We start from the raw sequence: 14,280 nt of genomic DNA, 5'->3' as shown, positions 1-14,280 counted from the left end.
TATGGAGTTGTTATATTTAAGGATATTTAATACAAATACAGATCATAATTTATCGTTTACCAATAAGGATATAAACTTCAATGGACAGCATACTTTTTTTTTAAATGAAAAGAAAGGTAATTTTGAATATGCTGAAAACAAAACTTATGTGAAAGACTTACATGGGATTAATACTAATGCAACAGGTTTAATCGGAGGGAATGGAGTGGGTAAAACTACTTTTCTTAAATTTCTTCAATACTTAATTGCAAGATTAGAAGGTTTAGAAATAAATCATTCCTATAGCTTTGATACTTGGAATTGGGTTGCTGTAGTTAATAAAGAGGAAGGCTTAAATATTACCTATGGAGGTGAGGACGATAGTTATGATCAAAATAAATTAGTGTTTGATAAGTTTCCAGTAGATAACTTTACTGATAATGTAGATACCAAATTAACAACTTCTATATTTTATTCCCCACATTTAAATTTAGAAGAACCAAATTTTGATAAGCCAGACTATATTGATGTTAGCTCGGATTTTTTAATGTATTTGGAAAGTAGAGACAAAGAAGAAAATGATGACTCTCAAATTATCAATTTTAGAAAAAATGAAACCAAAAGACAAATTGCTTTTATAGAGTTTGCAGATTTGGAAGTGAATAAAAACATTCAATTTTATAATCACTTTAAAAGAGATACAATAAGCGTGACTTTTAACCAATTTGTAAAGAAGTTTGATACTGAACCGAGATATCTTGACATTGATAATTATGAAACATATAAGCAAATAGATAAGCAATTTTTAAGTTATAGTTCGGATTTGAATTATAATTTGAGAAGAAAAAGAAGTGGAACAGATGGCGAATTAGCAAAATTATGGTTTTACAAAAGACTTTTTGAGTTAATTTACTATAATGCGGAATACAGAGGTGAAAAACATATTGATGATAAAAGTTATAGATTAAGCATTATTAAAGATTTTAAAATAACAGAGGATAATATTATTCAAAATTTTGAAAATTTTTTCAGTAATCAATTGTTAATAAACCCTACAAAATTAGCTTTGTTACTTAGTAATCTTAATGATCTTTTAAGCGATGATTTAAAGTATGAAGAAAACGATAAAAGCTTTATATGCTCACTAGATGTCGCAAAAGAACTAATGAGTATTGAAACAGACATTTTTAAGCTTTTACCATATGATTTGCAAATTCCTTTATTCGTTTTTGATTGGAGCGGAATGAGTACTGGAGAAAAAGCATACCTCAATTTATTTTCAAGATTGCATTATGGACTAAATCAATTACATAAAAATTCAAATATTCAAGAATCCAGTAGGGTCTATTTTTTAATTGATGAACCATCTACAGGATTTCATCCACAATGGCAAAAAGAATATCTTGATAAATTATTAACTTTTTTAGAAGCTAGATTTGATGGAGAAAAACATTTAATAATTTCTTCTCACTCACCATTTTTAGCAAGTGATTTACAAAAAGAAGACGTAATTGCCCTTTCAATTAACAGTATTCAAAATAATTCTTTCATTGAAAATACTTTCGCAGCAAATATTCATGAATTGTTAGCTGATAGTTTCTTTTTGCAAGATGGATTCATTGGTGATTTTGCAAAGGAAAAAATCCAAGATTTAATAAGATATTTAACTTTTCATGAAGAATTAGAAGAGTCTGAAAATAACATTAAATTTTCAACTCCTTGGGATAAATATACTGCATACAAATTAATACAAATTATTGGAGAACCTGTTATTAAAGAACGATTACTGTCTTTATATGATTTAAAATTTCGAGAAGAGACCAAGGAGAGTTTAGAAAAACAAATGATAGAATTACAACTCAAACTTTCTAAATTTAAATGAGGAAAATATTAATTGATGATAGCTTAAAATTAAAAGCTAAGTTATATAGTAATAATTTATTCAAATCTAAAGGAACGAGTTTTATAACACCTATTTCAAGTTTAGAGAAATTAAGAGATGAATTAGGTATAAGAAAGCATAAGAATGAGCGCCTTTATGTTCAAAAAATAATTGATAAATATGATACAATTTTAAGAGCAACTCCTTCTGAAATTGAAGTTTTAATTAAGGAGTTTAATCTAATTTGCAATAGTGGAATTTTAAATAAAAAAATAAAACCAAATGACAAGCTCAAATTAAATGAGAAAATTGTTAAAGCAATGCGTTATGATGAAGTAAGAAATTCAGAATTTCATCATATTGTTAATGCTACTGGCATTAAGACTTGTGTATATTGTAATTCACAATTAACAGTTGTAACAAGCTTTTCTTTTTATGATAAAAAAGAAAAAAAAAGAAAGAAAAAGATAATGGCAAAATTTGAATTAGATCATTATTATCCAAAATCAAAATATCCATTTTTAAGTACTTCTTTTTTTAATCTTTATCCAGTATGTGGCAATTGCAATAGAGCAAAGCATGATAATCCTATTGCTTTTGAGCTTTATTCTTCAAACCCAAATGATTTAGAAGTTTTTAATTTTTGGATAGACGATAAATCAATATTAGATTATTGGTTAGACCCAGTTAAAAATCATTCAAATTTGAAAATTGGGCTTGAATGTATAAATGGTGATTATGATTATTTAAATAATTATAATTCGATGTTTGGAATACAGGGTATTTATGATACACAGACAGATTTAGCAGAGGAACTTGTGCATAAAGCTAAAGTGTATTCCAATTCATATAAAAAAAGTTTGGTAGAGAATTTTAAAGATTTGTTTCCTGATAAAATGATTTTAAATCGCATTATTATTGGGAATTATGCAGAATCTTCTGAAATTCATAAAAGACCTATGGCAAAATATACTCAAGATATAGCTAGACAATTAGGATTAATAAAATAGGTAAGTTACATGAAAAATCAAGACCATTATAAATTAAAAGAAAACTTTTTACAAGAATGGCCATTGTCACGTATAAAAAATATAACTCTAGAGGAGTATACTAATTTAGATAAAACCTCATTTTGTTATTGGTTAGAATCAAAGACATACATTTTAGGAAGTTTTTGGGGAGGTTCCTCATATAAGTTTGGAATTTATAAAAAAAAAAAATTACAAAGAGTTATTAAGGGTCAGTATCAGGATGATGGAGAATATGCTTGGTCAAAAAAGTACGGAAATACTAAGGATGAAGTTTTTCAAAAGATAAAGCCTTTAATAATTTCTGTAATTGAAAACGTTCAACGAGACGCTTTAGAAGAAATTGACGCTATTGATTTAGGAGATGCCTATAAGTGGAAAATAGCTTTTTTGTATAGTAATTATAATATAGTTAACATTTTTAAAAGAGAGTCATTACTTACTGCGGCTCAGTCTTTGGGGTATATTGGAAATGGTAAAATTTATTCTGAATTAAATCGATTTTTATTATCAAAGAAAATCAAGGAACAAGATTATTTTGATTACACTAGTGAACTTTGGACAATGTCCTTGATGAATATAGGTTTTAAAGAAATTATTGATAATTTCAAGGAATATCTAGAAAATGCCGAATCTAAAATAGGAGGTTTTATTATAAATTATAATAGAAAAGGAGAAAATTATATTTGGATCAGTGATAATGAAAATGTAATTGGTAGAAATGGATTTTGTCATTATGAATTTATTACGAGAAAAAAAGATAAAAAAATATGGGTTGAAATTCATTTTGAACATAAAAAAGCTAGTGAGAAACTTTTCAAACCTTTATTAGAAGATAAAATAAATAATAAATTTATTTGGAATAGTAAGCATATAAGAAAAGAACTAAGCATTGCTTATTATGAGCCTATTGCTTTTAATGATTTTGAGATAAATCAAAAATTAGAAGCAGCTTTACTTCAACTAGATGATACTTTTGGAGATATAATAAGAAATACAATCAATAATTCTGAATATCAAAATTTAAATTCAGTGAGAAAATCATTAAACCAAATCTTATACGGTCCTCCAGGAACAGGAAAGACCTATAATACCATAAATAAAGCCTTATCTATTATAGAAAACAAATCAGAAGAAGAACTTCAATTAGAAAGTAGAAAAAAAATTAAAGATCGTTTTGACGGTTATTTAAATACAGGACAAATTGTATTCTCTACTTTTCATCAAAGTATGTCTTATGAAGATTTTATTGAAGGAATTAAGCCAATAATTGATGAAGATGAAAATGAAAACAAACAGGTTTTATATGATATTGTAAATGGCATATTTAAACAAATTGTTGAAAGAGCAAAAAAAGAAAAAACAGAAACTAATGAAATAATTGAAGCTTATAGTTTTGATGACGCATGGAATGATTTAGTAGATGAATCAAAAAAACTATTGGAAGAAAATGCTCCTTTACAACTTTCTATACAAACACCACATCTTGGCTTAAAAGTAGTTGAAGTTACTGAAAAAGGGAACTTGAAATTAAAACCTATTTACTCTGAACAATCGAAAGAATATTTAGTTTCCTACGAAAGAACTAAAAAGTTGCAACATGCTTTTCCTGACCTATCTGTAATTAAAAATATAAACAAAGAATTTAGAGCAGTAGTAGGAGGTTTGAATTCTACAGCATATTGGTCTGCTCTTAATTATATCAATTCTAAAATTAGTAATCAATCAAAAGTTACTGATACAAAAATTAAAACTACTAAAGTTCCCCATGTTTTAATCATTGATGAAATAAACCGAGGTAATGTGTCTCAAATCTTTGGAGAGTTAATTACTCTAATTGAAGAGAGCAAACGCTTAGGTAACGACGAAGCTTTAGAAGTTACTTTACCTTATAGTAAAGAGAAGTTTGGGGTACCTCCTAATTTGTATATCATAGGTACTATGAACACTGCTGATAGAAGTGTCGAAGCTTTAGATACCGCATTGCGTCGACGTTTTTGTTTTGAAGAAATGATGCCAAAATCAGAATTATTAAGTCCTTCCGCTATGTATTGTAATCTATTATGGGAATACAAAGAAGTTCCTTGGGAAGATAAAGAGTTCCTAATTAAAGAAGCTGAATTATTTGACTTAATAGGTGTTACAAAGGAATTAAAAGATGAAAGAAAAAAAATATGGGATGAACAAATGGTTGGGCAACAAACAAATGATTTTACTCATTTTGATTTATTTTCTTTTACAGGAATTAATTTAAAAGCAGTATTAGAAACTATTAATAATAGAATCGAAGTACTTTTAGATCGTGACCACACCATAGGGCATTCCTATTTTATAAATGTGATTTCTTTAGAAGATTTAAAAAATACTTTTAAAAACAATATCATTCCCTTATTACAAGAATATTTTTATGGCGATTATGAAAAGATAGGTTTAGTATTAGGAAAAGGATTTTTTGAGAAAATAAAAAAATATGATACTAAAATATTTGCTTCTTTTGAATCACAAAACTATCCTGAAAGTGGAACTATTTTAAGATTGAAAACAATTGATACAGATTTTGATATAATTGAAGCGATAGAAATTCTTTTAAATAAAAAAAAGGAAGAAAAAGTAACTACTAATGAATAGTATTCAAGTTTTTGAGCATAGCTTTCTTCCTATTGAAAAAGGAAAATTGGAACAGCATCATTTTGTGGCTTTATCTAAACTAAATGCATTGCATAATGACAAATACTTTGACCTAAGGCATAATGGTATTAAATTTAAGCAGTATGTTGGTGTTATCCAAATAAACGGTTTAACCATTGAAATTTTACCCAAAATAGACAATGATGGGAAAGATGAAAGTGTTTGGCACAAAGCTTTGATTGAAATGCTTCGGGTAACTCGTAAACTAAAAGTACAACAAGTAGACGAAGCCCATGTTAAAAAACAACAAGTCCATTTGTTAGATATTTATTTTGAATGGTTTTTAAATGAAGTACAACTCCTACTCCATCAAGGATTAATCAAGAAGTACTATAAAGAAACTTCTAACGTAAAAGCTTTAAAAGGAAAATTAGAGTTTGCCAAACACATTAGTCATAATTTAGTTCATAAAGAACGATTTTATACTACGCATCAGGTATATGATAAAGACCATTTGATTCATCAAATTTTAAGACAGGCTTTGGAAATTATAGCTTCTCTTTCTAAAGGAAACTATTTATACAGCTCTTGCAAAACAGTACAATTGAATTTTCCAGAAGTGAAAACCATACAAGCGAATGAGCAGACATTTTCAAAAATACTCAACACAAGAAAAACAGCACCTTATACAACGGCTTTAAAAATTGCACGACTTATTATTTTAAATTATGCGCCTAATGTACAATATGGTAGTGAGAAAATGATAGCCTTACTTTTTGATATGAATGTGCTTTGGGAAGAATATATCTTAGTTCGTTTACAACAAACTAATAAAGGACTTCGTATTTTAGGACAAAGAAGAAAAGTATTTTGGGAAGGCATTGCTTTAAAACCCGATATAGTAATTCAGAAAGATGAAGAAACAACATATATTCTTGATACCAAATGGAAAAACATAGCTTATACTAAACCTTCTACACAAGATTTACGACAAATGTTTGTGTATAATGAGTATTGGAAATCTAAAAAAGCAATGTTATTATACCCGAGTACTGAATATGTTTTTAATGGTTTTAAAGAATTTAATGATAGAGCGCAAAAATGTGGATTGGGTCAGGTTTCAATTTTTAAAGATAATTCAACTGAATTAGACGATACTATTGGTACAACAATACTGGAATGGTTTGAGAAAGATTGAGATTCCTCCTGCGTCGGAATGACAAGATGGTGGATGATGTGTGCAGTTGTTGGTTGGTGGTTAATGGTTGATGGTTGATATTTGTTGGTTGTTGGTTTACAGAACTACTTATCCAATTCCGAAACTTCGTACTTCCAGTTTACTCAATTAGTGGGAATAATGAAATATTCCCGTCTAATTGTGCAAGAAGCAGCTATAAACTTTTCCTTATTTTTGGTAGAAAGTACTTTACTATCAAAAGCACTCCTTTACAACAATTCCTTTAGTTTAATCAGCAGTAGGAAACCCATGAATGCCAAGTCCACAGAAAAAGAAATAGAGCAACAAGCGATAGATAAAAAATTAGACGCTGCTTTACCTTCTGAAGAAGGGAATCCAAAATCGCATGGGGAAATTCTAAAACAGCAAATCATTGATGGGCAAGAAACTTATGATAAAAAACCTATCAGCATCCTTTTAAGTTCCTTAACCGCTGGACTGGAAATAGGTTTTAGTTATTTATTACTTTGCACGCTTTACAGTTTTCTTTTAGGCAAAGTACAAGAAGATACGATTTTTAAGGTCATGTCTTTTGTATATCCCATCGGTTTTATTATGGTCATCTTAGGACAATCGATTCTGTTTACTGAGCAAACTTCGTTATTGACTTTACCCGTATTAAACAAAAAACGAAGCGTTGGCAGTTTATTAAAACTTTGGTCATTGGTTATTCTAGGCAATCTTGTTGGAGGGTGTTTTATGGCTTTTATAATGGTTTGGATAGGGCCTAAACTTGGCATTTTCAATGTTCAGAGTATAGAAGCCATCGCGGTACATGTGAGCCACTACGCTACTTCGGTTATACTGGTAAGTGCTATACTGGCAGGTTGGTTAATGGGGTTACTTTCTTGGTTAATCGCAGCTTCCAGAGATACGTTAAGCCGTATTGCTATCATTTATATGATCACCACCGTATTAGCGTTTGCTGGCTTACACCATAGTATTGTGGGTAATGTGGAAGTGTTTGCAGGATTCATTAGTTCCCCAAAAATAACAGGGATGGATTATGTAGCCTTTGAAAGTGTATCTCTTGTAGGCAATGCATTAGGAGGTGCCGTTTTTGTAGCCTTACTAAAATATCGTGCTTTTGTATATGATGTAAAATAAGGGAGTGCATAAATTCTTAGAAATAAAATATAAAAAATTGAAATATGAAAGCAGTACTACTAGGCGCTACGGGAGCCACAGGAAAGGAAGTTTTAGAGCTTTTGTTACAGGATTCAAATTACGATAAAGTCGATATCTTTGTAAGACGTACAGTTGCGTTACAACACGATAAACTAAACGTGCATGTCATCGATTTTGATGCTCCCGAAACGTGGGGCCATTTGGTTACCGGTGATGTGTTGTATTCTTGTTTGGGGACTACCCTAAAAGCGGCTGGTAGTAAAGAGGCGCAATGGAAAATTGATTACGATTACCAATATGAATTTGCTAAAAGAGCGCAGGAAAATGGTATACCAAATTATGTACTTGTTTCGGCTTCCAATGCGTCGCCCGATTCTTTTTTCTTTTATTCCAAAATGAAAGGGAAACTAGAAGAAGCGGTAAAAGCACTTGGTTTTCCCAAAATAGTTATCATGAGACCGCCAATTTTAGTAAGAGAAAATAGCGAACGAACCATGGAAGTTATCGGAGTGAAAGTACTTCGTTTCTTCAATCGTCTCGGACTTTTACGCTCTCAAAAACCTATGGAAACCAAACGATTAGCGGAAGCTATGATAAAATCCGTACAAACCTTACCACAAGGAGAACATACTATTGAAGAACAGGCTATTTTGGAGGTGTAGGAATAGTGTGTTGGTGGTTGATGGTCAAAAGGGTTTAAGCATTAGGAATGCGAAATTACGAATTGGGAATTAGGAATTAGGAATTAGGAATCGGGAATTAGTCGAAAGTTAACAGTTAACATTTGCTTATGATAGAGATACAAAGTAAAAAAAAGAAACAACAAACAACAAATAACTTATAACCTACAACTTAGAACTTAAAACTGTAAACTTAAAACCTACAACTTACAACCGACAACTAAACTACCCCTTCTCTACTTTACACAAGACTTCAGTTTCAAGATATTTGGCAACAGCTTCTTCTTCATTGGTACCAATGACTTCTAAGTGGTGCAATTTGTCTTTAAGGGTTTGTTGGGCGTTTTGCATGATAAGACCTTTATGCGCTTGTAGTAGCATGCGTTCGTCATTGAAACCGTCACCAAAACAAATAGTTTCAGCAAAACTGCTGTTTTCTAATTCTAGGATTTTGGCAATTGCAAAAGACTTATCCACACGCTTGTCCATGATTTCCAAACAAATCGGTAGACTAAAACTCGTCTCAAATATGGAGCTGTGCAACGCTTTGATTTGGTGGTCCAATTGCAGGAGTTTGTCGTGGTCTTCATCTACAAAAAGGATTTTTATCGCACTGAGGTTGGTTAGCGTGGGGTAATCCACAATTTCATACGGGTAATGCATTTCCTTTTGAAAACTGTTGAGCTTTTGGTTCTCTTTATTGGTATACCAAAACTCCTCTTTGAACAAGACCGTCGTAATCGAAGGATCAATATCAAGAGCTAATAGTTGCGCGACCGCTTCACTAGCAATATCAAAAGTAAATAGTAATTCTTGATTGGGGCCGTGAATGCGTGCTCCATTAGAGGTCACTAAATACAAAGGAATTCCCAAAGCATTGGTCAACTGCATAGCATCGAGATGATGGCGCCCTGTAGCGACAATAAGGATATAGCCTTGTTGGTGTAATTCTTGAAAAATAGCTTGTGTATAAGGAGCAATAAGATGATTGGCATTGAGTAGCGTACCGTCTAAATCGGTTACGATTACTTTTAGATTGGGGTTTTTATTCATGGTGTTGGGTATTCGGGTGCAAAGATAGGGAATTTTGAAGGTAGAATTTAGAATTTAGAAGTTAGAAGTTAGAAGTTAGAATTTAGAAATTGTGAATGTACAATTAGGAATTAGTCGAAAGTTAACAGTTAATAGTTGCTTATAACACTGATACAAAGTGAAAAACAACAAATAGCCTACAACCTACAACTTACAACCTACAACTTACAACCTACAACTTTAAACAGTAAAATGTAAACTTAAAAAACCGTAACAAATAAGTGCTTTTTGCGTCTAATAGGGTATCATCAATCAAAAAAATTAGTAATCATGCGTTATGTTTTAGCATTCTTTTTTCCTTGGCTCAGTTTGATGCTACAAGGAAAACTTCTCTCGGGTATCGTTTGTTTGATCTTACAACTGACCATCATTGGTTGGATTCCTGCGTTTTTATGGGCGGTAACGGCTTTGAATCGTATGTATGCGGATCGAAGAACGAATAAGATTATTCGCGAGATGAGAATTAGTCGTTAGTCTTAAAGTTGTTAGTCTTAAAGTCGAAAGTCGAAAGGGTTAGGAATTGGGAATTTGGAATTAGGAATGAACAATTAGGAATTAGGAAAAACTGGGACTGATAACTAGGTCTGAATACTGAGACTGAAAACTGGAAACCGAGACTGACAACTGACAACTGGAAACTTAATAAATAAAAAAAAGAGACTGAAAACAGTCTCTTTTTTAGTTTGTAACGATTATACATCATAGAAGAATAATTGCTCGACAGGACCAATTTGCCCTTGTTGATTTCTACCATTGTGTAGGCGTGTATGCGCATATAACTTTACACTGTAGGTACAACGCACTAAGGTTACTTGATTGTCAATTTGCAAATTGGCATTGGCATGACCTGTTTTGGTTGGATCAGTGTTATTAGTTAACGGCATGAACGTTCCGTCTGTAATCTCGTCTGCAGTGGTACTGCTGTTTTTTCGTATTGTCATTTTAAAAGATTGCAAATGCGGATGATACACGGTGTATTTCGCATGTACGCTACCGCTTATAGGCGTACAAAGTCCAGTGGCTTCTAATTCGGTAATGGCTAATTTCATAAATGTCGCATTGTTATTCATAATCACCGAATTCAAGGTTTTTCCATTCGCTGGTTGGATGCTTATCGTACCATCCGACAACAACTCTCCTATTTGAAAACGTATCGCTACCTTTTCAATCCCAATTTGATTGGCTGCTGGAACAGGTATTCCCGCTGGAGCATCCGGCACATTGGGTTGTGAAGTTAAAGCAGTGGTATCTAAAGAAAGTAAGGTATCGGTATCGATAATTTTAAACAAACTTAAATCACTTATTGCATAGCCATTGTTTACCAAAGTACGTTCGATTGCATTGGTAGCATCAAACCAACCATTCGCATCAAAATCAGCTCCATTGCTTATTACGGGTAATTCGTCTAAAGTTCCCGTATGCACTTTTTTATCCAATTTTAAGATTTGGCTCGCCGCAAACAATCCTGGTGTAACTCCAATTATTTTAGTAAAGTTACTAGCTGCAGGACTAGCCGCATTGTTAGGAGTTGTAACATCACTAATTAAAAAACGATACTTCAAACGATTTCCTGAAGCAGCTTTCAAAGGAGCCTGACCCGTTAATGCCACTACACTATACAGTACATGTTTCCCTGCTCCAGCATAACCATCTGCATCAAAATCTTGAGCACCTGTTCCATAAGAAGCACTGAAACTGTCACCAAAACCCGTCCATGAACTGTCGAAGGTTTCGTTTTCGTTGATGACATTAATTTTGGAACACAAATTCACACACAAGCAATAATCTACATTTTTACGAGCGTCTTTTTTGGTTTCGTCTACCAAAGTTTCTCCTGCTAAAGTCGTTTTGAAATACACATCTGGTCCACTTTGAAAACGCAAAGGCAAACCTGGATCGGTTTCTACATTAATCCATGGTGATAAAAAAGTCTTTTTAAAAGTAGCTGAGGTATAATCGATTCTAAAATGTCCGTTGGCATCTGTAGTTGCCGTTCCTAAATTATCGTCGGTTAAAAAATCGGCATCCCAAGCTGTAACGGATGCATTGGCAATCGGCCTATTGGTTTCACAATTGCGCAAATGACCACAAATTACCCAAGCATCAAAATATTTCCCTCTAATGTTACACCAAATTTTGTGTGGTATGGTGAAATCCCAATATTCAATTTGGATGGGAATAATCGTAGTAAGATGTAACTGTACTGCTTGACCTGCTTCTGGTTTCTTCACTGCAAAAGGAACCGTATGACAAATAATATCGATATCAAAGGCTGCTTGTTGGTATTCCTCTTCCATTTTAAAAGAGAAATTCCCATTCGCATCGGTAGTAGTTTTAGCGATCAATAGTTCTTCTCTTTGTTTTGCTTCTGCTGCACTCACAATTCGGAAATTATCTTTCCCATTGGTTTCCACATGTGTCTCATTGTTCCTTCTCCATGGCAAGTACAAGCGTACTTCAATGCCTGAAAGTGTTTCGATACAATCTTCACAAATTTGTCCGTGAAGACTTCCCTTAAATAGATAACTCATAATCTTTATTTTTCATGCCTACTCTTTAATTTGGATTTTTGGCTTACTCCTTGATTTGTTTGTGAGACAAAAGTAATGGCAGAAATACAAAGAAAACAGAGGAGATTTGCCCTTTTTAATTTACTAATCTCCTGATTTTTAAAGGGATAAAAAGACGGTTTGATTTTGGAATTATACGGAAGGGAAGGCTATTTTTCCCCTTTTAGGATTAATAGTAGAGTAAAAAGCCCATGGTCGTACATAAAGCGTATTGCTTTTCGTATAGCGTTTCCACTAAGTCAATTACATTTTCCTCTTCTTGACATAGTGAAAAGTAAAAGGTATCTAAAACCGTACTTAAAATAGGGACTTGCTTGCTGTATCCTGAAATGGCTTTAGCACCCGTTACATCGAGAAAGTATTGCGCTCCTTCTTCATCTAAATCGAGACGCATGAGATTGGCAAAATGAATAATTTTACCGGTGAGTTTCCCTTCAAAGAATTCAGCTATTTCTTCTAAAGTGTAATAATAACCGTCTACTATAATTTGATTGCCATCACCTTCAAAAACCAGATATAAAATACCATAGTCTTTAAAATTACGATCTTCATACAATAACAAACTCAAACTTTCCTCTAAGCCTTCCAATGTATCGCAATTTTTGTAAATATTGGTAATTCCGTATTGAAAAGCCAAGTTTTCCAACGCAGGTAAAATTGCCGTTGGATGCGGTTGATCCACATCGGGAACCCCTTCTAAACAATAGATGTATTTTTCTGATGACATGTAGTCGTAACGATTAAAAAAATTAGGCTTGTTGTTCTTGTTTTTTGTAAATGTATTCGGCGATGAAGCAAATGGCGATTAATCCTAGCGCTACTAAAACGCCTAGTTTATTACTTGTAAATTGTTGGACCAACAACACTACTGTCGCCACTGTGCATAAAATGCATCCTACAAGAGCGATGTATTTATTGGCTTTGATTTCTGTTGCTTTGCGATAGGCAACTGCATTTACAATAGCAAAAATAGCTAAAAAGCCTACACTACCTGCGGTAGAAATACTTTCTAAATTGAGCGTATTGGTTAGTACCAATGTAATTATAGCTGTTATTAGCAATCCTATGGGTTGGTTCCATAAGGTACTCGTTAAGTGATGTGGTAATTCATCGTCTTCCGCAATTTCATAACTCACACGCGTGCCTCCATACAAGGAAGCATTAATCGCAGAAAAGGTAGAAATTAATGCTGCAATAGTAATAATGGTAAAGCCTAATTGTCCAATCATAGGTTTGGCTGCTTCAGCTAAGACATAATCTTGTGCAGCTGCAATTTGTTTGAAAGGGAGCGAACCCACCGTTACCAAAGCAATAACAATATACAGCAGTATCACAAAGATTACCGCATAGTAATAGGCTTTGGCCACATTCTTTTCAGGGTTTTCGATGTCTGGAACGGCATTGGCAATCAATTCAAAACCTTCATACGCAACAAAAATAACCATACCACCTGTTAGGAGTTGGAGCGGTGTTTCCCATTGGGATACGGCTAATTGGCTTACATTGGGGTTACCCCAAAGACCATACACTCCTATTCCCACAAATCCGAGAAGAATAATCAACTTTATGACTACCGCAAAAGATTCAATTTTACTGACCACTTTTACGCTATAATAATTAATTAGGGTTGCCAAAATAATAATGGCAGAGGCATCGATATGAAAATCTATAGCAGTTGTACTTGTGATTTTAAATAAGTTGGGAGCATACGACCCAAATGCAGACGCATATAAAGCCAACATAATAATATAACTCACCCACAATAAGTTATTGATACCGCCACTAAAAATAGTGCGACCAAATCCTTTATTGATAAATTTTACCGTACCACCCCGATCGGGATAGACTAAGGAAAGTTTGGCATAACTGTATGAAGTGAGTAACGCCAAGATACCTGCAATTAAAAAAGAAAAAGGAGTACCTCCTTTACTTAAAGATACCGCTAAACCCAAAACCGCAAAGATGCCTCCACCTACCATTCCTCCTATTCCAATAGATATAGCTTCTTTTAAACCTATTTTATCACTCATATTTTTCTTTCATACAAATTCACCAC

The 14,280-nt window shown here is 32.8% G+C and carries 11 protein-coding genes; 7 read left to right on the top strand and 4 right to left on the bottom strand.

The window, feature by feature from the left end; translation table 11 throughout:
* Nucleotide 1 precedes the first annotated feature (1 nt).
* The 6 genes from FHG05_RS09790 to FHG05_RS09765 all read left to right on the top strand — a co-directional run bounded on the left by FHG05_RS09790 (nt 2) and on the right by FHG05_RS09765 (nt 8,544).
* Nucleotides 2-1,861: an ATP-binding protein gene (locus FHG05_RS09790; protein WP_140997836.1), complete on the top strand. Its 1,860-nt coding sequence runs from the start codon at nt 2-4 to the stop codon at nt 1,859-1,861.
* Nucleotides 1,858-2,871, top strand: coding sequence for an HNH endonuclease (locus tag FHG05_RS09785; protein WP_140997835.1), 1,014 nt, complete (start codon nt 1,858-1,860; stop codon nt 2,869-2,871). Before FHG05_RS09790 ends, FHG05_RS09785 begins: the two co-directional genes overlap by 4 nt.
* Before the next feature lie 9 nt (nt 2,872-2,880).
* Nucleotides 2,881-5,517 (top strand): McrB family protein, encoded by a 2,637-nt coding sequence (locus FHG05_RS18540; RefSeq protein ID WP_232338077.1) that lies wholly within the window; start codon nt 2,881-2,883, stop codon nt 5,515-5,517.
* Nucleotides 5,510-6,715, top strand: a complete 1,206-nt coding sequence (locus tag FHG05_RS09775) for an McrC family protein (protein WP_140997834.1) — start codon at nt 5,510-5,512, stop codon at nt 6,713-6,715. Before FHG05_RS18540 ends, FHG05_RS09775 begins: the two co-directional genes overlap by 8 nt.
* Before the next feature lie 159 nt (nt 6,716-6,874).
* Nucleotides 6,875-7,861, top strand: coding sequence for a formate/nitrite transporter family protein (locus FHG05_RS09770; protein ID WP_317130142.1), 987 nt, complete (start codon nt 6,875-6,877; stop codon nt 7,859-7,861).
* Nucleotides 7,862-7,905: 44 nt separating this feature from the next.
* Complete coding sequence (locus FHG05_RS09765) at nt 7,906-8,544, top strand: NAD(P)H-binding protein (protein ID WP_140997833.1); 639 nt, start codon at nt 7,906-7,908, stop codon at nt 8,542-8,544.
* Nucleotides 8,545-8,787: 243 nt separating this feature from the next.
* On the opposite strand, the gene FHG05_RS09760 is transcribed toward FHG05_RS09765, so the two are convergent.
* Nucleotides 8,788-9,615, bottom strand: a complete 828-nt coding sequence (locus FHG05_RS09760) for a Cof-type HAD-IIB family hydrolase (RefSeq protein WP_140997832.1) — start codon at nt 9,613-9,615, stop codon at nt 8,788-8,790.
* Nucleotides 9,616-9,924: 309 nt separating this feature from the next.
* On the opposite strand from FHG05_RS09760, the gene FHG05_RS09755 reads away from it, so the two are divergent.
* Nucleotides 9,925-10,128: a YqaE/Pmp3 family membrane protein gene (locus FHG05_RS09755; protein ID WP_140997831.1), complete on the top strand. Its 204-nt coding sequence runs from the start codon at nt 9,925-9,927 to the stop codon at nt 10,126-10,128.
* A 218-nt stretch (nt 10,129-10,346) separates the two neighbouring features.
* On the opposite strand, the gene FHG05_RS09750 is transcribed toward FHG05_RS09755, so the two are convergent.
* The 3 genes from FHG05_RS09750 to FHG05_RS09740 form a co-directional block, all read right to left on the bottom strand.
* Entirely contained in the window at nt 10,347-12,185 is a 1,839-nt protein-coding gene (locus tag FHG05_RS09750) for a transthyretin-like family protein (RefSeq protein WP_140997830.1), read from the bottom strand.
* A 208-nt stretch (nt 12,186-12,393) separates the two neighbouring features.
* A complete protein-coding gene (locus FHG05_RS09745) occupies nt 12,394-12,951 on the bottom strand; it encodes a DUF6642 family protein (protein WP_140997829.1) in 558 nt (185 codons plus the stop codon).
* A gap of 22 nt (nt 12,952-12,973) precedes the next feature.
* Nucleotides 12,974-14,254, bottom strand: coding sequence for an APC family permease (locus FHG05_RS09740; protein WP_140997828.1), 1,281 nt, complete (start codon nt 14,252-14,254; stop codon nt 12,974-12,976).
* Nucleotides 14,255-14,280: the final 26 nt, after the last annotated feature.

This window comes from Flavobacterium profundi, from assembly GCF_006491645.1.
Classification (GTDB): Bacteria; Bacteroidota; Bacteroidia; order Flavobacteriales; family Flavobacteriaceae; genus Flavobacterium; species Flavobacterium profundi.
The sequence above is the reverse complement of the archived record's forward strand: the minus strand, read 5'-3'. Positions and strand labels throughout refer to the sequence as shown.